General features: G+C 67.6%; 19 protein-coding genes and 1 pseudogene. 15 read left to right on the top strand and 5 right to left on the bottom strand.

What is annotated here, in order from left to right:
- The first annotated feature begins 18 nt into the window (after window positions 1-18).
- Window positions 19-786, top strand: coding sequence for a hypothetical protein (locus ACIGKQ_RS22045; protein WP_266060026.1), 768 nt, complete (start codon window positions 19-21; stop codon window positions 784-786).
- Window positions 787-843: 57 nt separating this feature from the next.
- Here ACIGKQ_RS22045 and ACIGKQ_RS22040 read toward each other — a convergent pair whose 3' ends face one another.
- Window positions 844-1,851, bottom strand: coding sequence for a LacI family DNA-binding transcriptional regulator (locus ACIGKQ_RS22040; protein ID WP_266060027.1), 1,008 nt, complete (start codon window positions 1,849-1,851; stop codon window positions 844-846).
- Window positions 1,852-2,007: 156 nt separating this feature from the next.
- Here ACIGKQ_RS22040 and ACIGKQ_RS22035 point away from each other — a divergent pair, with 156 nt between their 5' ends.
- Both ACIGKQ_RS22035 and ACIGKQ_RS22030 read left to right on the top strand, forming a co-directional pair.
- Complete coding sequence (locus ACIGKQ_RS22035) at window positions 2,008-3,195, top strand: acyl-CoA dehydrogenase family protein (protein ID WP_396574946.1); 1,188 nt, start codon at window positions 2,008-2,010, stop codon at window positions 3,193-3,195.
- The gene (locus ACIGKQ_RS22030; protein ID WP_396574945.1) at window positions 3,192-4,373 is read left to right on the top strand and encodes a CaiB/BaiF CoA transferase family protein; all 1,182 of its coding nucleotides are present in this window, start codon (window positions 3,192-3,194) and stop codon (window positions 4,371-4,373) included. The genes ACIGKQ_RS22035 and ACIGKQ_RS22030 overlap by 4 nt, the downstream gene beginning before the upstream one ends.
- On the opposite strand, the gene disA is transcribed toward ACIGKQ_RS22030, so the two are convergent.
- Complete coding sequence (gene disA / locus ACIGKQ_RS22025) at window positions 4,364-5,446, bottom strand: DNA integrity scanning diadenylate cyclase DisA (RefSeq protein WP_235724151.1); 1,083 nt, start codon at window positions 5,444-5,446, stop codon at window positions 4,364-4,366. The two genes, ACIGKQ_RS22030 and disA, sit on opposite strands and share 10 nt — an antisense overlap.
- A 71-nt stretch (window positions 5,447-5,517) precedes the next feature.
- Here disA and ACIGKQ_RS22020 point away from each other — a divergent pair, with 71 nt between their 5' ends.
- Window positions 5,518-6,066: a PaaI family thioesterase gene (locus tag ACIGKQ_RS22020; RefSeq protein WP_235724150.1), complete on the top strand. Its 549-nt coding sequence runs from the start codon at window positions 5,518-5,520 to the stop codon at window positions 6,064-6,066.
- Between the two features lie 21 nt (window positions 6,067-6,087).
- Here ACIGKQ_RS22020 and radA read toward each other — a convergent pair whose 3' ends face one another.
- Both radA and ACIGKQ_RS22010 read right to left on the bottom strand, forming a co-directional pair.
- Window positions 6,088-7,467, bottom strand: a complete 1,380-nt coding sequence (radA, locus tag ACIGKQ_RS22015; protein WP_235724149.1) for a DNA repair protein RadA — start codon at window positions 7,465-7,467, stop codon at window positions 6,088-6,090.
- A 142-nt stretch (window positions 7,468-7,609) separates the two neighbouring features.
- The gene (locus ACIGKQ_RS22010) at window positions 7,610-8,266 is read right to left on the bottom strand and encodes a hypothetical protein (RefSeq protein WP_235724148.1); all 657 of its coding nucleotides are present in this window, start codon (window positions 8,264-8,266) and stop codon (window positions 7,610-7,612) included.
- A 306-nt stretch (window positions 8,267-8,572) separates the two neighbouring features.
- On the opposite strand from ACIGKQ_RS22010, the gene ACIGKQ_RS22005 reads away from it, so the two are divergent.
- From ACIGKQ_RS22005 to ACIGKQ_RS21975, 7 genes and pseudogenes are all read left to right on the top strand, one after another.
- Complete coding sequence (locus ACIGKQ_RS22005) at window positions 8,573-9,061, top strand: CarD family transcriptional regulator (RefSeq protein ID WP_160900148.1); 489 nt, start codon at window positions 8,573-8,575, stop codon at window positions 9,059-9,061.
- A 104-nt stretch (window positions 9,062-9,165) separates the two neighbouring features.
- Window positions 9,166-9,864: pseudogene (ispD, locus tag ACIGKQ_RS22000) on the top strand (2-C-methyl-D-erythritol 4-phosphate cytidylyltransferase); the annotation flags it as partial.
- Window positions 9,865-10,109: 245 nt separating this feature from the next.
- Window positions 10,110-10,568, top strand: coding sequence for a 2-C-methyl-D-erythritol 2,4-cyclodiphosphate synthase (gene ispF, locus ACIGKQ_RS21995; protein WP_328714639.1), 459 nt, complete (start codon window positions 10,110-10,112; stop codon window positions 10,566-10,568).
- 54 nt (window positions 10,569-10,622) lie between these two features.
- Entirely contained in the window at window positions 10,623-12,026 is a 1,404-nt protein-coding gene (gene cysS, locus ACIGKQ_RS21990; RefSeq protein ID WP_396574944.1) for a cysteine--tRNA ligase, read from the top strand.
- A gap of 1 nt (window position 12,027) precedes the next feature.
- On the top strand, window positions 12,028-12,981 hold the full coding sequence (rlmB, locus tag ACIGKQ_RS21985) for a 23S rRNA (guanosine(2251)-2'-O)-methyltransferase RlmB (RefSeq protein WP_235724145.1): 954 nt from the start codon (window positions 12,028-12,030) through the stop codon (window positions 12,979-12,981).
- 168 nt (window positions 12,982-13,149) lie between these two features.
- Window positions 13,150-13,902, top strand: a complete 753-nt coding sequence (locus tag ACIGKQ_RS21980; protein ID WP_235724144.1) for a 5-oxoprolinase subunit PxpA — start codon at window positions 13,150-13,152, stop codon at window positions 13,900-13,902.
- A gap of 123 nt (window positions 13,903-14,025) precedes the next feature.
- Window positions 14,026-15,576, top strand: coding sequence for a carboxylesterase/lipase family protein (locus ACIGKQ_RS21975; protein WP_396574943.1), 1,551 nt, complete (start codon window positions 14,026-14,028; stop codon window positions 15,574-15,576).
- A 12-nt stretch (window positions 15,577-15,588) separates the two neighbouring features.
- On the opposite strand, the gene ACIGKQ_RS21970 is transcribed toward ACIGKQ_RS21975, so the two are convergent.
- A complete protein-coding gene (locus tag ACIGKQ_RS21970) occupies window positions 15,589-16,395 on the bottom strand; it encodes an alpha/beta fold hydrolase (protein WP_396574942.1) in 807 nt (268 codons plus the stop codon).
- A gap of 235 nt (window positions 16,396-16,630) precedes the next feature.
- Between ACIGKQ_RS21970 and ACIGKQ_RS21965 the strand changes: the two genes are divergently transcribed.
- The 4 genes from ACIGKQ_RS21965 to ACIGKQ_RS21950 are packed head-to-tail and all read left to right on the top strand — an operon-like array spanning window position 16,631 to window position 21,451.
- A complete protein-coding gene (locus tag ACIGKQ_RS21965; RefSeq protein WP_396574941.1) occupies window positions 16,631-17,743 on the top strand; it encodes a hypothetical protein in 1,113 nt (370 codons plus the stop codon).
- Window positions 17,740-18,594: a hypothetical protein gene (locus ACIGKQ_RS21960; RefSeq protein ID WP_396574940.1), complete on the top strand. Its 855-nt coding sequence runs from the start codon at window positions 17,740-17,742 to the stop codon at window positions 18,592-18,594. The genes ACIGKQ_RS21965 and ACIGKQ_RS21960 overlap by 4 nt, the downstream gene beginning before the upstream one ends.
- A complete protein-coding gene (locus ACIGKQ_RS21955) occupies window positions 18,591-20,114 on the top strand; it encodes a hypothetical protein (RefSeq protein ID WP_396574939.1) in 1,524 nt (507 codons plus the stop codon). Before ACIGKQ_RS21960 ends, ACIGKQ_RS21955 begins: the two co-directional genes overlap by 4 nt.
- Window positions 20,111-21,451 (top strand): glycosyltransferase, encoded by a 1,341-nt coding sequence (locus tag ACIGKQ_RS21950; RefSeq protein WP_396574938.1) that lies wholly within the window; start codon window positions 20,111-20,113, stop codon window positions 21,449-21,451. The genes ACIGKQ_RS21955 and ACIGKQ_RS21950 overlap by 4 nt, the downstream gene beginning before the upstream one ends.
- Window positions 21,452-21,460 lie beyond the last annotated feature (9 nt).

Here is a 21,460-nt window from a genome sequence, read left to right as displayed (position 1 = left end):
TCCCGTTAGCGTGGGGGCGTGATCGAACCGAGCGGCCCGCTACCACCCGAGATCTACTGGCGACGACGCGTCGTCGCGTTCGGTGGCGCCGTCCTCGTGATCGGTCTGATCATCGGTTTGATCATCTGGGCCACCAGCAGCGGCGGCGACGAGCCCAGCAATGCGGCCGCGATGTCGTCGGCCCCGTCGTCGACGATCGCTTACTCGGCCGAATCGTCGGAGCCGTCGGAGAGTGCCGGCGTGTCCGGAGGCGGAACCGGCGGTGGTGTCGCCGGTGGTAACGCGGCCGCCGGGGCACCGAACGACGCCTCGGCGTCCGGGGCAGTGCCCACGCCCGGCGGTGAGTCGGCCACCCCCGGTCCGGTGCCGGCCTCCGGATTGTGTCCGGACGCGAACATCTCCGTGGTGCTCTACACCGACAAACCCACCTATTCCCAGGGCGACCAGCCGGTGTTCACCATCGTCACGACCAACGCCGGCCTGACCGAGTGCACGCGTGACGTCGGCAAATCCGCTCAGGATGTGATCGTCCGCAACCTCGACGGCACGCGCACATTGTGGTCGGCGCGCGACTGCTCGCCGCTGCAGACCCCGAACAACGTGAGCCTCAAACCCTCCCAGCAAGTGCGCGACACCATCACCTGGTCGTTCACCACGAGCAGCCCCGGCTGTGACACGCCACGTGTGCCAGTCCCGGTCGGGGCTTACCAAGCCATCGGAAAAATCGGGGAGAAGGAGTCCGCGCCGATCACGTTCAACGTGGTCGCGCCCGCGCAGGAGCCGTGACCCCCGGTTTCGTAGTACCAACCAGCGAAAAACCGCGGGTTGGTACTACAAAACGGGTCAGGTGGTGGCTCGACCGATGAGCTCGACCGGCAGGCGAATCGTTTCCGGTTCGCGGTCGGCGACCAGGTCGAGCAGGCGGCGAGTGGCAGTGGCGCCGATGTCATGTGCCGGTGATCGCACGGTGGTGAGTGGGACCGGCAACTGCGCGACCACCGGGATGTCGTTGTAGCCGATCAGCGCGAGATCCTCGGGAATGCGCAGACCGAGATCGCGGGCCACGCCCATCACACCGATGGCGATCGTGTCGGAGACCGCGAAAATCGCGCGGGGTCGGTCCGGGCTGTCGAGGAGTTGCCGGCCGGCAACGATGCCGCCATCGACCTCGAAACCGGATCCGACGACCCGACTGTCCGGCAGCGGCACCGATGCCGTCTCGAGGGCGGCGCGGAATCCGGCGGTTCGGTCCGATGCGGTGGTGGCGTGCGGTGGGCCCGCGATCACCGCGAGGTCGGTGTGGCCGCGGTCGAGCAGGTGGCGCGCGGCGAGATAGCCGCCGTGCCGGTCGTCGCCGCCGACGAACGGCAACGACGACCCGGCGTGGCGGGTGACCGCGAGCAGCGGAAGTCGGCCGAGCGCCAACGAATCGACGAACGGATCGCCGGGGGTGTGCAGGCCGCTGATCATCAGTCCGTCCACCTGTCGACCCACCAGCAATTCGATGGCCCGGCGTTGGGCGGCGAGCTCATCGGGCGGGCTGGACAGCAGCACCGAGTACCCGGCTTTCGACGCGGCTTCCTCGATGCCCTGGTAGGTCGTCGCGACCACACCGTCGGTCAGCCGTGTCATCACCACCCCGAGTGTGGTGGTCTTGCGGGTACGCAGGCTTGCCGCCCAGATGTTGCGCTGGTAGCCGAGTTCGTCGGCGACCTGTCGCACTCGTCGGGCCGATTCCGACCAGCCCACCGCGGGCTCCGGCTGGCGCAGCACTCGCGACGCGGTCGAGACGTGCACGCCGGCCCGTTCGGCGATTTCTTTCAGCGTTGGGACCCGATCTGCTTCGGTCACGTGCGCAGCCTCCCCTCGAACGCCGTTGACGAACCGCGTGTGTGCCCCTAGCCTAGGCCATGCAAACGTTCTCGCAAACGTTAGCGAGAACGATCTCTCATACCAAAGCGCAGTAGTCTGAGACTGTTGCCGACGCTGCCATCGGAGGTAGACCACATGTCCCGACCCCAGACTCTCGGTCAGTTGTTCGCGCTGGACTCGCTGCTCGAACCGGAGGAGATCGCGATCCGCGACACCGTGCGCAAATTCGGTGAGGAGCGCCTGCGTCCGCACATCGCCGAGTGGTTCGAGGATGCGCAGCTGCCGGCCCGGGAGCTCGCGAAGGAACTCGGTGAGCTCGGGGCGTTGGGTATGCATCTCGATGGTTACGGTTGCCCGGGCATGAGCGCGACCGCCTATGGCCTGGCCTGCCTGGAACTCGAGGCCGTCGACTCGGGCATTCGCAGTCTGGTGTCGGTGCAGGGTTCGCTGGCGATGTTCTCGATCCATCACTGGGGTAGTGAGGAGCAGAAGCAGGAATGGCTGCCGCGGATGGCTGCGGGCAAGGCCATCGGCTGCTTCGGGCTCACCGAACCCGACTTCGGCTCCAACCCCGCCGGGATGCGCACCAACGCCAAGCGCGACGGCGACGACTGGGTGCTCAACGGCACCAAGATGTGGATCACCAACGGTTCCATCGCCGACGTCGCGGTCGTGTGGGCACAAACCGACCTCGACGACAGTCCCCGCGGCATCCGCGGATTCGTCGTCCCGACCGACACCCCGGGTTTCTCCGCGCCCGAGATCACCAAGAAGCTCTCGCTGCGCGCATCCGTGACCTCCGAGCTGGTGTTCGATGACGTCCGGTTGCCGGCTTCGGCGATGCTGCCGGAGGCCGCGGGTCTCCGCGGGCCGCTGACCTCGCTGGGCGAGGCACGGTTCGGGATCATCTTCGGCGCGATGGGGGCCGCACGTGACTGTCTCGAGGTGGCCGTCGACTACGCGCAGTCGCGCCACGTGTTCGACAAGCCGCTGGCCGGATATCAACTGACGCAGGCCAAGCTGGCCGACATGGCGCTCGAAGTGGGTAAGGGGCATATGCTGGCCTATCACCTCGGCCGGCTCAAGGACCGCGGCGAGATCACCCCTGAGCGCGTCAGTCTCGGCAAGCTCAACAACGTGCGTGAGGCGATCGCGATCGCGCGTGAATGTCGAACCATCTTGGGCGCCAACGGCATCACCCTCGAGTATCCGGTGATCCGACATGCCAACAACCTGGAGTCGGTGCTCACCTACGAGGGCACCTCCGAGGTGCATCAACTCACCATCGGCAAGGCGCTGACCGGGGAGGGCGCATTCCGGTGACGGCCGCACTCGATGGGCTGGTCATCGCCGATTTCGGTCGAGTGCTGGCGGGGCCGTATGCCACGATGCTGCTCGCCGATCTCGGTGCCGAGGTGATCAAGGTCGAGCGGCCGGGTGCGGGCGACGACACCCGCGCCTGGGGGCCGCCCTGGGTGGGCACCGGTGATGATGTCGAGTCGTCGTACTTCCTGTCGGCCAACCGCAACAAGCAGTCCGTCGCACTGGATCTCACCGACGACGACGGGCTCGACGCCGCCCGCGGGCTGGTGGCGCGCGCCGATGTGGTGGTGGAGAACTTCCTGCCCGGCACCATGGATCGCCTCGGCCTCGGCTACGACGCGGTGCGTGAGATCAACCCCGACATCGTCTACTGCTCGGTCACCGGCTTCGGCGGTGGCAATCAGCTTCCCGGCTACGACCTGCTCATCCAGGCCGTCGGCGGCCTGATGAGCATCACCGGCCCCGACCCGGACACACCCACCAAGGTCGGTGTCGCGATGGTCGACGTGATCACCGGACTTCATGCGGCCGTTGGCATTCTGTCTGCGCTGCGGCATCGGGATCGCACCGGTGAGGGGCAGCGGGTCGAGGTCAACCTGCTGTCGTCGTTGCTGTCCGCGCTGGTGAATCAGACCTCGGCGTATGTGACCGCGGGCGTGGTGCCGCACGCGATGGGCAACCGGCATCCCAGCATCGCGCCCTATGAGGTGTTCGGCACGGCGGATCGGCCGCTGGTGCTCGCAGTCGGCAACGATCGTCAATTCGCTGCCCTCGTCGACGCGCTGGGCCGGCCGGAACTTGCTGCCGACGAGCGGTTCTCGTCGAACAAGGCGCGGGTGGCGCATCGTGAGGAGCTCGGCGAGATCCTGAACACGGCGCTCGCCGCGCACACCGCCGACGCCTGGTTCGAGCAGCTCACGAAACGGCGCGTGCCGTGCGGTCCGCTCAACGACATCGCTGACGCTCTCGCGCTCGCCGAGCGGCTGGGGCTGACGCCGGTGGTCGAGATCGCGGACCCGGGCCGAGCCATGTCCGTCCGAACCGTCGCCAACCCGATCCGTCTGTCGGCCACCCCTGCGACCTACCGGTCGGCGCCGCCCCGGTTGGGTGAGCACACGGTTCCGGCCGCAGAAGTCGAGGCCTGCGGGGCGCCGCCTACTCGGCGCGACTACTCGTAGCGTTCGATGCTGCTCTCGGCGAGACGGGAGAGTCCCTCGCGGATGTGGCGCGCCCAGATGCTGCCGATGCCCTCGACGGCCTGCAGGTCGGCGGCACTGGTGGCCAGCAGCGCCTGCAGGGTGCCGAAACTGCGCACCAGCCGGTCGACGTGCGCGAACTGCAGACGCGAGATCCGCGCGAGCAGTCGATAGCCGCGCGGGCTCATCGTGGTGTCCTGCGCGTCGATCGTCGTCGGGTAGCCGAACGCGCCGGCCAGGAGCGTGAGGTCGAGCAGGTCGGCGTCCGACAGCTGCTCGACGGTCTCCAACGTCTGGCGCACCTCCTCGGTGCCCGCGGGTTCGGGGCTGGCGAAATAATCGCGAACCAGCAACTCGCGCATGGTGTCGTTGTCGTTGATCAGTTCCTCGAGCTGCAGGCTCACCTGGCGACCGTTGACGCCGAGCTCGAGGACGTACTCCTCGATCTCGACCGACACCCGGCGCACCATCTCCATCCGCTGCGCGGTGGACATCGCGTCACGCAGCAGCACGTAGTCCTCGATCTCGGCGCGGGACAAGCCGGCGATCACCTCATCGAGCCGCATCTTGTACCGCTCCAGGGTGGCCAGGGCTACGTTGGCGCGCGACAGGATGGGGTCGGGACTCTCGACGACCCGGCGCACTCCGCCGACGTAGACACTCACGATCGACATCGAGGCGCTCACCGAGATGACCGGATGGCCGGTCTGCACCGACGTGCGTTCGGCGGCCCGATGCCGGGTGCCGGATTCCTCGGTCGGGATCGACGGGTCGGGCACCAACTGGACGTTGGCGCGCACGATCCGTTTGCCGTCGGTGGACAACACCACCGCTCCGTCCATCTTGGCGAGCTCACGCAAGCGGGTCGGGGCGAACTCCACGTCGAGGTGGAACCCGCCGTCGCAGATCCGTTCCACGTCGGAGTCATGGCCGATGACGATGAGGGCGCCGGTGCCGCCACGCAAGATGCGTTCGAGTCCGTCGCGCAGTCCGGTCCCGGGGGCGACCCGCGCCAGGGTCTCCCGGGTGAGCTCGGATGTCGCGGTCTCCGCCATGTCGGCCTTCCTACGGCTACGGGTGGGTCTGCCCACCGCGGGCAGGTGCGCTGCGACTAGGGTATCGGGACGTGAAGAGCAGTTTTGTGGTGCCTGCCGACCTCGATGCAGTCCAGCGCCATCCGAAGGCGGCGAAGGCCGGCGAGCGGATGCGGATGCACAATCCGCTTTGCTACGGCTGCGGCGAGGAGTCGGCCGAGGGCCTGCACCTGCAGATGTTCGCCGGCGAGGACTTCGAGGTGACCGCGACCATGGATGTCGCCGCACGCTTCGAGGGCGGTCCCGGGGTGATTCACGGCGGTGTGCTGTCGACGGCGTTCGACGACGTGATGGGCATGATTCCGCTGCTGATCGGGCCGTCGGCGGTCACCGTGCACCTCGAGGTCGACTATCAGCGGCCGATCCCGATCGGATCGCAGCTGCAGTTCACGGCGAAGCTGCTCGGTCGCCAGCGCCGCAAGATCTACGCCGAGGGCATCGCCCACCTCGGTGATCCGGATGAGCCCGTGGCCACCGGCCACGCAATCTTCGTCACCATCGATGTGCGCGAGCATTTCGCCGACCATCTGGCCAACAGCCGGCTCGCCGACGAGTACAAGGCTCGGATGTCGCGCCCGTAGTAGGGGCCGGACGCGCCGGGTTCAAAACGGGGCGTCGACCACGTCGCGCTTGCGCTTCGCCGCGATCGCCTGCGCGAGATTGTCCACGCGGGTTATCCGGATACCGGACGGCAGTTTCTCGTCGGTGCCGGCGGGGATGATCGCGTGGGCGAAGCCGAGTCGTTTCGCCTCGGCCACCCGGCGTGCGACGGCCGTCACCCGGCGGACCTCACCGGCCAGGCCGACCTCGCCGATCGCCACGGTGTTGTGTGGGATCGGTTGATTCTTGACGGCCGAACCGATGGCCAGCGCGATCGCGAGATCGGTGGCGGGCTCGGTGACCCGCATGCCGCCGACCGTCGACACATAGACCTCCTGATCGTCCAGCTTCACGCCGAGACGGCTCTGCAGGACCGCGATGAGCATCGCCACCCGCGCCGAGTCCACACCGGAGACTGCCCGTCGCGGCATGGCCATCGACGATTTGTTGGTCAGCGCCTGGATCTCGCCGACAAGCGCCCGTTTACCGTCCATCGCCACCATCGCCGTCGAACCGCTGACGTCGACGTCGCGTTCGTGACGAAAGATTCCGGAGGGATCGGGGACCTCATGGATGCCGTCGTCGCGCTGTTCGAAGCACCCCACTTCGTCGGCGGCGCCGAAACGGTTCTTGATGCCGCGCACCATCCGCAGCGTCGAATGGCGATCGCCCTCGAACGACAGCACGACGTCGACGAGATGCTCGAGCGACCGCGGCCCCGCCACCGCCCCGTCCTTGGTGACGTGCCCGACCAGGATCACTGCGATGCCGCGGTTCTTGGCCATCGACACCAGCGCGGTGGTGACTGCGCGGATCTGGGTGACGCCGCCGGTGACGCCGTCGGTGCCGGTGGCCACGACGGTCTGTACCGAATCCACGATCACCAGTGACGGACTCACCGCGTCGACGTGGCCGAGGATTGTCGCCAGATCGGTTTCCGCTGCGAGATAGACGTTCTCGTGGACCGCGTCGGTGCGCTCGGCGCGCATGCGCACCTGCCCCGCGGATTCCTCACCGGTCAGATAGAGCGCGGTGCGACCGCCTCGCGCCCAGTGTTTGACGCTCTCGAGCAGCAGGGTGGACTTGCCGACCCCGGGCTCACCGGCGAGCAGGATCACCGACCCGGGCACCACACCGCGGCCGAGCACCCGGTCGAGTTCACCGATCCCGGTGGCGATGGCCGCCGACGAGTCGGCATTGATCTCGGTGAGCGGGCGGGCCGGACTCGTCGGCGCGACCCCGCCGACGCCGTTGGATCGTGCCGGCACCGATGCGACCTCGTCGACGGTGCCCCACGCGCCGCAGTCCGGACACCGGCCGACCCATTTGGCGACCGTGTGTCCGCAGGCGCTGCACCGGAACGTCGACCTCGCTTTTGCCACGCGCCCACCCTAGTCGCGATGCCCGACAACACTTCCGCGCGCGCCCGCAGGCGTACACAAAACCTCACCTGCCGCCCTTTGGCTTCCGCGCAGGAGGCTGGGCAGCAGGTGAGGTTGGTGTTCTGTGTCTGGGACTCCGAGCTCAGTGCTCTTCGCCGGCGTGCTGATCGGCCGGCGGCTCGGCTTGCCGGATCTTGTCTTGGCGAACCATGTAGGTGCCGGCATCGACGGGGGTCTCGACAGTGACCTCGCCGGAGTTCTCGAAGCGGAAGGTGAGCGGCGTGGTCAGTCCGGGGGCGACGGAATCGCCGGCACCGGACAGCGTCACGGTGAGCCGTTCCTGTTCGTCGGTCGCCTCGACGTCTTCGGGCACGAGCAACCCCACCGGCTCGCCGGCACGCAGGGCCTGGCCGGCCGGGATGTCGCGATTGTCACCGGTGATGCTGACGGTGCCGCCCGCAGGGGCGTCGATGCCGAGGAGACGATCGTTCTCGATCGGGTCGATGTTGCTGATGACGAAGGAGACCTCGAAGGGTCCGCCGTTGCCGAACACCTCGTCGGACTTCTCCGTCGGGTACATGATCTGCACGTCGCGCAGTTGCAGCGAGCCGAGGGTGGCGAGGTTGCCGTTCACGGCCGGTTCCATGTTGGCGGTCTGCGAGATCTGACCCGCGCCGCAGGCGGTGGTGCCGAGGGCAAGCGCGATGCCGAAAGCGGCTACCGCCGTGGCCTTCACGGCGCGCCCACCGAAGGCGCGCCCGGTCGTCGTACGTCGAGCGGTTTTGCGAAGCACTGACACCCGTTCCTCCCAGGTCATCGAAGGCGACACGCCACTCGGCGCGAACCCTGCACTACGCAGCGTAGTGGGCGCCGGGCGCAAAAGTCCGATCGGGTGCCCGATTGGTCGGCCGAGGCCCCTGCGCGTCGGGTTGTGCACAGGCTTCCAGGACGGGTTTGTGGGGCCGATCACGGCGTGGTTTATGCAGGTCCGTACGCTCTCCAGAGGGCTGCGTAGGTGCCGCTTCAGGGCGTTGACCTGCACCGTTGGGTGTGCCCTCTCGGACGCCCGTGCTAGACTGGCTGTACTCGAAAGGGGCATGGAACATTGAACTTCAAAGTTGGCGACACCGTTGTCTACCCCCATCACGGTGCTGCTCGAGTCGAAGACATCGTGACTCGGACCATCAAGGGTGAACAGATCGAATACCTTGTTCTCAAAGTCGCCGATGGTGACATGACCGTCCAGATCCCCTCGACGAAGCTCGAATACGTCGGTGTGCGCGATGTGGTGGGTGAAGAGGGTCTCGACCAGGTCTTCCAGGTGCTTCGCGCCCCGCACACGGAGGAGCCCACCAACTGGGCCCGCCGCTTCAAGGCGAATCAGGAGAAGCTGATCTCCGGCGACATCATCAAGGTCGCCGAGATCGTCCGCGACCTGTGGCGTCGCGAACAGGATCGTGGGCTGTCCGCGGGCGAGAAGCGCATGCTGACCCGCGCTCGTCGCGTGCTGGTCGACGAACTGTCGCTGGCGCAGAACACCGACGACGCCAAGGCCACCAGCATCCTCGACGAGGTCCTGGCCGCGGCGTCCTGAGTCGCGTACGTGGCTGACTTCTCGGCTGCCGCGGTTCGTCCCCCTGATCTTCGTTCCTTCTCCGAATACATTCGGGGGAGGATCGAAAATGAGGCGGACGAGCCATGGCTGCGCGCTCGGTGTGGCGAGGGCTCGTCGTGAGCGTCGGCGTCATCATCCCGGCCGCAGGGTCCGGAACCAGGCTTGGCGAGCCGGTACCCAAGGCCTTTGTTGAACTGGGTGCCCGGACGATCCTCGAGGTCTGCGTGGCCGGCGTGCTCGATGCGGGCGTTGCCGACACCGTCGTCGTGGTGGTCCCGGCAGAGTTGATCGACACTGCGCAGCGACTCGTGCCCGAGGCAGTCGTGGTCGCCGGGGGTGCACACCGATCCGATTCGGTCCGTGCCGGCATTGCTGCTGTGCGTACCGCCGACATCGTGCTCGTCCATGACGCCGCACGTCCTCTCACCCCGCCAGGTGTGTTCGAACGAGTAGTCGCGGCCGTTCGCGCGGGCCATCCGGCAGTGGTGCCCGGTCTGCCGGTTGCCGACACCCTCAAACGCATCGACCCTCATCCGGTGGACGGTGCCGAACGCGTGGTTGCGACTGTGGACCGCGAGGTGCTGCGTTCGGTCCAGACGCCCCAGGGCTTCACCCGCGATGCGCTGCAACGCGCGCACGCAGACGACCTCGGTCTCGCCACCGATGACGCCGGCCTGGCCGAACGCTGCGGCATCCCGGTGCACGTCGTCGCCGGTGACCCGTTGGCCCTAAAGATCACCACCCCGTGGGATCTGCGCATCGCCCGCGACGTCGTCGCGGAGCCGAACTCTTCCGCCGGTGACGTGCGTGACGGCCGCAGCGCGGAGCCGTATCGCTCCGCTGGTGCCGTGGGCGGCGGCGGGGACCCGTATCCTTCCGCTGGTGCCGTGGGCGGCGGCGGGGACCCGTATCCTTCCGCTGGTGCCGTGGGCGGCGGCGGGGACCCGTATCCTTCCGCTGGTCGAGTAGGCGACGAGCGCAGCGAGGAGCCGTATCGAGACCACCCGACCCACGATCGGAGCTCCACATGAGAGTCGGCATCGGAACCGACGCCCACCAGGTCGATGCCGACTCGCCGTGTTGGATGGTCGGCCTGCATTTCCCCGACGAACCCGGATGCGCCGGCCATTCCGACGGTGACGTCGGCGCGCACGCGTTGTGCGACGCCGTGCTCTCGGCCGCCGGTCTCGGTGACGTGGGCTCAGTGTTCGGTACCGGTCGGCCCGAATGGGCGGGGGTGTCCGGGGTCGCGATGCTCGAACACGTGCGGGCACTCATCGACGCCGAAGGGCTCAGCGTGGTCAACGCCGCCGTCCAGGTGATCGGTAACCGGCCGAAGATCGGACCCCGTCGCGACGAGGCGCAGCGGGTGCTCGGTGCGGCGCTTGGCGCACCGGTATCGGTGTCGGCGACCACCACCGACGGACTGGGGATGACAGGTCGCGGCGAAGGCGTGGCGGCGGTTGCGACCGCCCTGCTCGACTGACGCGATCGCCCGGGCGACCCGAACGGGGAATCTGACCAGGTAGACTCGCACGTCGTGACCTTGCGCCTGTATGACACCGCAACCCGAGAGGTGCGTGACTTCGTTCCACTGCACCCCGGCCACGCCTCGGTGTACCTGTGTGGCGCCACCGTGCAGGGCATCCCGCACATCGGTCACGTGCGCAGCGGCATCGCTTTCGACGTGCTCCGACGCTGGCTGCAGCACCAGGGCCTCGACGTGCTGTTCGTTCGCAACGTCACCGACATCGACGACAAGATCCTGCGCAAGGCCGACGACGCGGGCCGGCCGTGGTGGGAGTGGGCCGCCACACATGAACGCGCCTTCGACAACGCTTACGACGCTCTCGGCGTGCTGCCGCCGTCCGGTGAGCCTCGCGCCACCGGATTCGTCACCCAGATGGTCGAGTACATGCAGCGTCTGATCGAGCGCGGGCACGCCTACGCCGCCGACGGCAACGTGTACTTCGACGTGCAGAGCCTGCCCGACTACGGTGCGTTGTCGGGTCACCGACTCGACGACGTGCACCAGGGTGAGAGTGCGGGCACCGGCAAACGCGACCCGCGCGACTTCACCCTGTGGAAGGCGGCCAAGCCCGACGAGCCGTCGTGGCCCACCCCCTGGGGACACGGCCGGCCCGGTTGGCATCTGGAATGCTCGGCGATGGCCACGTCGCTTCTCGGCGCAGAATTCGACATCCACTGCGGTGGAATGGATCTCATCTTCCCGCACCACGAGAACGAGATCGCGCAGGCGCATGGCGCCGGTGATCCGTTCGCCCGCTACTGGCTGCACAACGGCTGGGTGACCATGGGTGGCGAGAAGATGAGCAAGTCGCTGGGCAACGTGGTGGCGATTCCCGCGATGCTCGAACGGGTGCGCGCGGTGGAACTGCGCTACTACCTGGGCAGCGCACATTACCGGTCGATGCTGGAGTACTCCGAGGGCGCGCTCACCGAGGCGGCCGCGGGTTACCGGCGGGTGGAGTCGTTCATCAACCGGGTGTCCGCTCGCGTCGGTGCCGTCGGTGCCGTCGAGGCCGGCGACGTCCCGGCCGAATTCGGTGCCGCGCTCGACGACGATCTGGGTGTCCCGGCTGCGCTCGCCGTGGTCCACAACGTGGTGCGTCAGGGCAACACCGCGCTCGAATCAGGCGACGGCGCAGGCGCATTGGCGGCCGCATCGTCGGTGCGGGCGATGATGGGCATCCTCGGGGTGGACCCGCTCGACCCCCACTGGCTCGACGAACAGACCGACGAATCGGCCGCGACCACCGCCCTCGACGTGCTGGTTCGAGCCGAACTGCAGCGGCGTGCACAGGCGCGCGCCGACAAGGACTGGGCGACCGCCGACGGCGTCCGTGACAGACTCGCCGAGGCGGGCATCGAGGTCACCGACACCCCCGACGGGGCGCAATGGTCGCTGAAGGGAACCTCCTGACATGGCCGGAAACTCCAAACGTAAAGGTGCCGTACGCAAGTCGGGGACCAAGAAGGGGCAGACCGTCGGTTCCGGCGGTCAGCGTCGACGTGGCCTGGAGGGGCGGGGCGCAACGCCGAAGGCCGTCGACCGTCCGTATCACCCGGCGCACAAGCGCGCCAAGGCCGCATCGAAATCCACCACGGGACGTCCGCGAGCCAACCGCAAGGACGATGGGCCCGAGTACGTGTTGGGCCGCAATCCCGTCCTGGAGTGTCTGCGTGCCGGCGTGCCCGCGACCGCGTTGTATCTGGCGACCAATTCCGAACCGGACGATCGGGTGGCCGAGGCTGTCAAGATCGCCGGTGACAATGCGATCACCATCCTCGAGGTCGGCAAGCCCGAACTCGACCGGATGGCATCCAACGGCATGCACCAGGGCGTCGCCCTGCAGGTGCCCGAATACAGCTACGCCCACCCGGACGATCTGATGCGCGAGGCCATCGACAGCGGGACACCGCCGTTGCTGGTGGCGCTGGACAACATCACCGATCCGCGCAACCTCGGCGCGGTGATCCGCTCGGTGGCCGCATTCGGCGGCCACGGCGTGGTGATCCCGCAGCGCCGCAGCGCCAGCGTCACCGCGGTCGCGTGGCGCACCAGTGCCGGTGCCGCGGCTCGGCTGCCGGTCGCGCAGGCGCCCAACCTGACTCGCACACTCAAGGATTGGGCCGCGTCGGGGGCGCAGCTCGTCGGACTCGACACCGAGGGTGATGTCACCCTCGACGAGTACGACGGCACCGGGCCGACGGTCATCGTGGTCGGCTCCGAGGGCAAGGGGCTGTCGCGGCTGGTCCGGGAGAACTGCGACTCGATCCTGTCCATCCCGATGGCCGGTGACGTCGAGAGCCTCAACGCCTCGGTCGCCGCCGGTGTGGTGCTCGCCGAATTCGCCCGTCAGCGTCGGCAGGCCTGACTCCGCCCACAGAACCCCGAATCTCGCCGAGAGAACCGAGAATCTCGCCGATGCATCCCGGTCGCGCGCCGACAGAACCTTGGATGTCGTCGATGGACCCGAGATCTGGTCGACGCCACCGGCTTGCCGTCAGGCTTCGGCGTTGCGCGTCGTCACTAGACTGAGCTCATGACGCGGTCGGAGATCATCATCGACCTGAACGCCGACCTCGGCGAGGGGGTCGGCGACGACGAGGCCATGATCGGCGTGGTGACCAGCGCGAACGTCGCCTGCGGATTTCATGCCGGCGATCCGCACGAACTGCTCGCGACCTGTCGGGCCGCCGCGGCGGCCGGTGTGCGCATCGGCGCGCAGGTCTCCTATCCCGACCGCGAAGGGTTCGGTCGGCGGTTCATGGACATCGAACCGGCCCGACTGACCGCCGACATCATCTATCAGATCGGTGCGCTGCAGGCGATCGCACGATCCGTCGGGGCGGATGTCGAGTACGTGAAACCGCATGGTGCGCTGTATAACTCGATCGTCGCACACGAAAATCAGGCGGATGCGGTGATCGACGCCATCGTCGAACTCGGTGTCGACCTACCGCTGATGGGGCTGCCCGGTTCGCTTTCGTTGCGCCGCGCAGAGTGCAGAGGTGTCCGGGTCATCGCGGAAGCGTTCGCCGATCGCGGCTACCGCCCGGACGGCACGCTTGTGCCCCGATCGGAGCAGGGTGCGGTGCTCACGGACACCGATGAGATCGCGCGTCGGGTGGTCTCGATGGTCGAACATCACGAGATTCGGGCCGTCGATGGAACGGTGATGCGCATCGAGGCCGAGTCGGTATGTCTGCACGGTGATACCCCGGGGGCGGTGGAGCATGCCCGGGCGGTCCGTAACGCTCTGGCCGCCGCAGGGATCGGCTTGGCGGCCCGCTGACGATTCTGTTGGTGCCAGATTAGGTTCTGTCGGCGAGATTCTGGGTTCTGTCGGCGGGTGGCGCGGAACCCGGCGTGACGGGGGTCACTCGACGGTGGACCATGCTGCATTATCTTGGGCTATATGACAGCGATCGATAGTAGGGTTACCACGGCCGATGGCATCGTCGAGGGGGTCCGGGGCAAGCGCACCCGGCGCGGCACCATCAGCTGGAAGGGCATCCCGTTCGCGGCACCGCCGGTGGCCGGGCTGCGGTTCCGCGACCCCCAGCCGGTGCATCCGTGGCCGGGAGTGCGCGATTGCACCCGATTCGGCAAGGCGGCCATCCAGGAGAAGATGTACACCGCGGTCGGCCCCGGCCGTTACCAGCCGATGGGCGAGGACTGCCTGACGCTCAACGTGTTCGCCCCGGAGAAGTCGTCGTCGCGGCCTCGGCCGGTGATGGTCTTCGTCCACGGCGGCGCCTACATCCTGGGTACTGCGGCCACCCCGCTCTACGAGGGCTCATTGCTCGCGCGTGCCGAGGACGTGATCGTAGTGACGGTGCAATACCGTTTCGGCCCGTTCGGTTACCTCGATTTCAGCGCCTACAGCACCGACGAGCGCCCGTTCGACTCGAATCTGGGCCTCAAAGACCAGGTCGCGGCTCTGCAATGGGTGCAGCGCAACATCGCCGCCTTCGGTGGTGACCCCGACAACGTCACCGTCTTCGGCGAGAGTGCGGGAGCGTCGGCGGTGCTTTCGCTGATGTGCGCACCGGCGGCGAAGGGACTGTTCGCCCGGGCCATCTCACAGAGCCCGGCGCCCGACCTCACCATCGGCGCCGACGCCGCCCGCGCCTACGCCGACGAGTTCGTGCGTATTCTGCGTGACCCGGATCGTCGCGCCACGCAGCTCGATGACGGGGTCGAGCCGATCTCTGCCGACGAGGTGCAGAACGTGCTCGCCCGCGCCTCCGCTCGCGACATCCTGCGCGCAGGCGATCGACTGATGAAGTTCGCGCAGGTGGCCGGCCTCGGAGACCCGATCCCGTTCGGGCCGGTGATCGACGGCGAGTACCTGCCCGCACTGCCGCTGCAGATGGCCGCGGCCGGGAAAACTCATCCGGTGCCGCTGATCATCGGCAGCAACCGCGACGAGGGGCTGTTGTTCAGCAAACTCTGGAACGTCCTGCCCGATGCCGAGAAGGCCTTGGTGCGTGTCGACGACGAGCAGTCGCGCAGAGAGATCAGCGCGCTGTACAACGGTGGCGACAGCGACCTGATCCGGTTGTCGGCGGATTCGGTGTTCTGGGCGCCGATGGTGGCCTTCGCGGAGGGTCACGCCGCGGTGGCCCCGACCTACGTGTACCGCTACGACTTCCGCAGCCGGATGCTGAAGGCCACCGGCATGGGTGCCACCCACGCCACCGAATTGTTCGCGGTGTTCGGGGCCTTTCGGTCGGCGATCGGTGCCGGTCTCGCGGTGGGCGACTGGCGCTCGACGGGCCGGATGATCCGGTCGGTGCAGGCCCGGTGGGGCGCATTCGCAACGGCGGGTGTGCCCGGGCTGGGCTGGCCCACCTACGATCCGGCCACGCGTAAGGTACTGGTCATCGACAACCCGGATCGTGTGGAAACCGATCCGGACGGGGCGCGCCGTGTGGCCTGGCGCAAGGTGCATGTACCGGCCTGATGTGCCCTTCGGTCAGCGGTAGGGCACCCAATGGTGGGGTGGGTCGGCGGCCAAGAAGGACACCACCAGCGGATTGAAGAGTTCCGGTGCCTCGACCGGCAGGATGTGGGTGCCCGGCAGCACGGCCAGCCGGCCCTTGGGCAGTGCCCGGACCATGTCCAGCACGTGGTCGAGGAGGCCGACGCCGTGATCGGGCGCCACCACCAGCGTTGAAGCAGCGACCCCGGCAAGCACTGACAGGTCGAAGTCGGGTTCGTGTTCCAGCATGGCGAACGTCTTGTCGTAAACGACGCCGAAGTGCTCCGGCCCGTCCGGGGTCACCGCGACATACCCGTCGCGCAGGAACTCCACCGTCGCCGGATGGCGGGACCGGATCAGGTCCAGGAACTCGGCCGCATCGTGGCCGGTCTGGTTGATGTAAGTCGATGTCGTCACCACACGGCTCACCAGGTCCGGCCGGCTGCGAGCGACGAGCAGCGCGATCACCGCCCCGTCGCTCCAGCCGACGAGGTGCGCCGGCGCGCCCACCGCCCGCTCGAGGTAGCCGATCGTCTCGGCGACCATGTCGTCGAGTGTGAACGGCCCGTCATGGTCGGGCGAATGCCCGTGCCCGCTGCGTTCGGGAGCGAAAATGGACAAGCCGGCGCGGATGAAGTCGCTGAACTGTGCGCCCCAGGTGGACGCCGACCCGAACGCGCCATGCAGCAACACCACCGGCGGCCCGGACGGGTCGCCGCCACAGAAATGCCAGATCCGTCGTCCGCCGACGTCTATGTAGACGCCGCCGTCGACCCGATCACCGATGGTCACGCTCGACACTCCCGCCATCGTTCCAGAATCCGTGGAGCCGTTGGGAAACGGTTGCGACTCGAATGCGCAACGGGGGCCGAAACCGAAACCGATCGCCCGGGCGCCGAAAACGCCGACGGCGGGTCCGTGTCGTTGTCCTGCCACCGAGATCGGTTTCGACTAGGTTTCCAGGTGGAGTTCGTAGGTTGTTCCGGGGTGAGGAGTGCGCGGTGGGGGCCGTGCGTCGTGCGCAGGGAAGGGTTCGATGTACGTTCGCCAGGGGTATGGCCGTCGCGTGCAGGCGATGTCGGTTCTCATCGCGGTGCTGGGCATGGTCGCCGCTTCCGTCGGCCTCGCGGGTGCGGCCTCGGCGGCGCCCGGCGATCCGCCACCACCGATGAGTCTGCGTGACCTCGGATCGTCGACGACCCTCGCGTTCGAGGGTCAGCAGGGTGAGATCAGCTTGAGTCTGCCCGTCACACCTGATCTCACACCGTCGGTTCTGCGTGCCGAAACCCAGGTGCCGGCCTTCGTTACCGGCGGCAGTATCGATGTCCTGCAAGGGGAGCGACTGATCTCGCGCACCCCACTCACCGCCGGTGTGGGTGCGCCGATCTCGCTGTCGCTGCGCGGTGTTCGGGTCGATCAGAATGCCGTTGACCTGACGCTGCGCGCCTACCTGCGCGTCGAGGGGTTCTGCCAGTTCGACCCCGAGAACGCGTTGCGACTGACCAACACGGAGGTGGTCTACACCGGGCGTGAGGCCATTCCGCAGACCGTCGCCGGGTTCCTGCCGCCGACCCTGCGCGGGCTCACCATCTATGTTCCCGACGATGTCCGCGAGGCCGAGGGAGCGGCGGCGGTCAATCTGGCGTCGGCCGTGGTGTCGCAGTACGCTCCCGCGCCGGTCCGCATCGAGACGGTGCCGTTGTCGCGCGGTTCGATGGTGCCGCCGACGGCGGCCGGACCGCTCGAGCGGCAGATCGTCATCAACGGCGACGCCGACCCCGGACTTGCGATCGAAACCTCCCGCGGGTCGTCCTACCTGGTCATCGGCGGGTCCGATGAGGATCTGCTCACCCAGACCCAGTTCCTCACCTCCAACCTCGCGCCGATCGCGCTGAGCTCGTCGGCGGTCGCCGGCGCGCTGCACAACGCGCCCCAGCTGCCGGCGTCGGTGCAGACGCTGAGCGACCTCGGCGTGCCCGATCAGTCGATCACGTCCGCGGCTTGGCCGCGGGTCACCTTCGGCATCGACCAGACCCGACTGGGCTGGTCGGCCACCGGGGTACGAGTGCAGTTGATCGGTGTTCGTACAGCCCCGGACCGTCCAACTCCGGCAACGGGGCCATCGCCGTCCGGGTCGGTGACCGGGTGATCACGACCATCCCGATCGACGGCTCGGGCACCTATAACACCTGGGTCGACATCCCCGATGACGTTTTGCGGCGCTACACCGAAGTGTCGCTGACGCTGGAGCGGGGCAATCTGGGCGAGACCTGTGGCAGCGGTTACCGGAACACGCTCAGTATGTCGTCGGCCGGTGAGATCACTTCCGAGCAGGCCGACCCGCCGCAGCCCGCAGGTTTCGGCTCGCTGCCGCAGGCGCTGATGCCGCGCACCCAGCTCGCGTGGACCAACGGTGACGCGGCCGACGTGGGCCGTGCCGTCGCGATCGTCGCCGGACTCCAGTCGATGTCGGCGGTGCCGCTGGGTATCGACGTGGTCTCGATGGACACCGCGGCGTCGTCGGGCCAACCGGCCATCCTGATTTCCGCCGACGGCGAGGGGCTGCCGGAGATGACCCTGCCGTTGACCTCGGACGGACGCACCCTGACCGTCACGTCGGCAGGGGAGTCGGGGCAGGCGTCCACAGTGACGCTGAATCCCGGGATCGAGTTCGGAGCGTTGGAGGTGACCCGGCAGGGCGGGCGCAGCCTGCTGGTGGCGACGTCCACCGACGACGAACGTGATCTCGACGCGCTTCTGCAATGGCTGTCCACCGATGACCGGTGGCCGGCGCTCGATGGAGATGCGGTGCTGCAGGTCAGCGGTCAGGATCCGGTGTCCGTCGCATCCGACGAGGTCAATGCGCCGGACACCGATTCCGAACAGATCGGACCGTGGGTCATCGGCGTCGCGTTGCTCGCCGCGGTGGTGCTTGCCGGAGCGGTGATCTTCGGCACCCTGGTCATCCGGAGACGACGCGGGCGTCCGGAGTCGTCGTGACCGCGACGGCGCCGGTCCCCGCACCGGCGACACCGCGAGCGGGTCTGCGTGAGCGGATCTCGCAGGACGTGACATGGATCCTGGGTCTGCGGTGGGCGCTGGTGGTGGCCGCGACGATGGTCGCGTTCTGGAACACGCTCGGCGCCGTCGTCACCGAGATGGGCTCGCAGACGATCATCACCTATCTGCCGGCCGTGTTGGTGCTGGTGCTCATCGCCGCGACGGGTGTGTCCTGGCGCCGCGGCGAGGAACGGCCGATCCACGACCGGCAGACCGATGTGATCGCCGGTGTGGTGCTGCTGTTCATCGCGATGACCGTCAAGTTCCTCAACTTGCGTTACACCGACGCCTACCTGGTGAGCCACGTCGATCTGTTGGCGCTGTGGATCTTTGCGCTGGGCAGTTGCGCTCTGGTGTTCGGACTGCGACCGGTGGCCCGCTACCGCTGGGTGTGGTTCCTGCTGCTGATGATCTTCCCGGTGCCATACCGGATGGAGGTGCTGGTGATGCGCGGCGGGCCGGTCGCCGCAGGCGTCGTGATGGTCGCCTTCGCCGCGGCGGCGACCTGGGTGGCCTCCGCTCGCACCTGGCGGCGTGGACTCGTCGGGGCTTCGATTGCCGCGGTCGCCGGCACCATGGCGCTGTTCGTGGTGCGCATGGTCTTCCCGGATGTCCGCCTGTGGGTCTACCAGACCGTGCCCGCCGTGGCGGCTGCGCTGGCAGCCTGCGCCGTGCTGTACGTGGACCGTCGCCGGGTGTCGCATGTCGCGTGGAGCCCGCTGGGGCGCGAGAAGTATCGCCCCGCCGTGAAGAAGGTCGGTCGGCCCGGGATGCTGCTCGCCGCGGTGGCGATCGCGATGGCGTTCATCCCGATCCCGACCTTCGGCGACATCCCTAATCCGCGGATCGACGGCCTCGACACCCGCCCGCCGATGCTGGTGCCGTCCGGTTGGGTGGCCGGGCAGGTCCGGCAGTACGAGTGGGTGTCGCGGATGTACGGCCGCAACGCGGTGATGACCGGTCAGGATCTGTATCAGTCGCAGGGGAGTCTCGAGTTCGACAAGTTCGCCCGGCCCCGCAAGGTCGTGGTGAACACCATCGAGAGCTCGCGACCGATCACCTTCGAGGTGTACCCCATCTTCTTCGTCTACGACCTCGTCGGCGACCGGTTCAGTGACTCGCAGGAGATTCCGCTGCCGCACGGCGTGATCGGGTTTCTGCAGACCGTGGTCGACGACACCAGCTACCTCACCTTCAACCGACTCACGTGGGAGTGGAACAACGGCACCACCACGCAGCGGGTCACCATCGTCTCGGTCGACAATCACGAACCCGACGCGCAGTTCCCGTCGCCGCAGCCGACGGTGGTCCGCAACCTCAACACGTTCATCACCGTCCTGTTCCGCGGCAACTCGGTGGTCACCGACCTCGAACCACAGTTCAAGGACAAAGATCTGCTGATCGACTGCGCCACCGATCTCATCAACGCGCAGGTCGACGCGATCGGGACGACGACATGACACCGCGGGATGGCCGAAGCGTGGCCGAACTCCTCGACGACGCCGACTACCGGGAGGCCGCGCTCTACGACGCCGTCGAGCGGCTGCGTGACATCGATCCGCAGATGTCGGCGTCGGTGCCGTTCAGTCGCGGCCAGAAGATCGGCGGCATCGGCGCGCTGGTGGTCGTCGTGGTCCTGCTCGTGCTGTTCCCGGTGCATACCGCGGCCGGGTTGATCTCCGTCGCGACCGTCGTCTACGTCCTGTCGCTGCTGGATCGGTTGGTGATCTTCCGGCGTGGACTGGTCAACGGCGCCATCCGGATCAGCGACGAGCAGGCACGGGCAATCCCCGACGACGAACTGCCGCGGTACACCGTGCTGGTGCCCGCCTACGGCGAACCTGAGGTGGTCGGCGACCTCATCGCGGCCATGGAGTCGCTGGTGTATCCGCACGCCAAGCTGCAGGTTCTGCTGCTCTTGGAGGCCGACGACGAGCCGACGATCACCGCGGCTCGCGATGTGGGCGACAATGACCTGGTGACCGTGGTGCTGGTCCCGCCCGCGGACCCGCGCACCAAGCCGAAGGCCTGTAACTACGGTCTGCACTTCGCCACCGGCGACATCGTCACCATCTTCGACGCCGAAGACCTGCCCGACCCGCTGCAGCTGCGGCGAGCGGTGGCCGCTTTCCGGCAAGAGGACGACCGGGTGGTGTGCGTACAGTGCGCGCTGAACTTCCACAATCCGCGCGACAACGTCCTCACTGAATGGTTCACCGCCGACTACGGCATCTGGTTCGGCTACCTCCTGCCCGGCCTGATGGTCAGTCGCGCACCGATCCCGTTGGGCGGTACGTCGAATCACTTCCGGCGCGACATCCTCGACGACATCGGCGCCTGGGACCCGTTCAACGTGACCGAGGATGCCGACCTCGGCGTCCGGATCTCCGGTAATGGTTACCGCACCGCGGTTCTCGACTCGATCACGCTGGAGGAGGCCAACGTCGACGCGATCAACTGGGTGCGCCAGCGGTCGCGTTGGTACAAGGGCTACATGCAGACGTGGCTGGTGCATATGCGCCGCCCGGTGGCCTTGTGGCACATCTTGGGGCCGGTGGCGTGGTACCGATTCACACTTCTGATCGCCGGCACCCCGGTCATCGCGTGTATGAACATGATCTTCTGGCTGATCATGGTGGTGTGGATCGCGGGACAGCCGCCGGTGTTCGCCGACCTGTTCCCGGGGCCGATCTACTACCTGTCGCTCATCTTGAGGTTCCCCCCGAACCGTAGAGGCATCGATAATGAGGAGCACGATGCCAGAGAAGCGGAAGAAGTACGACCGGGAGTTTCGTGATGGGGCGGT

The sequence above is a fragment of the Gordonia sp. NPDC062954 genome (genome assembly GCF_044543825.1).
GTDB lineage: Bacteria > Actinomycetota > Actinomycetes > Mycobacteriales > Mycobacteriaceae > Gordonia > Gordonia tangerina.
Note: the sequence above shows the minus strand (reverse complement) of the source record. Positions and strands in the feature narration are given on the sequence as shown.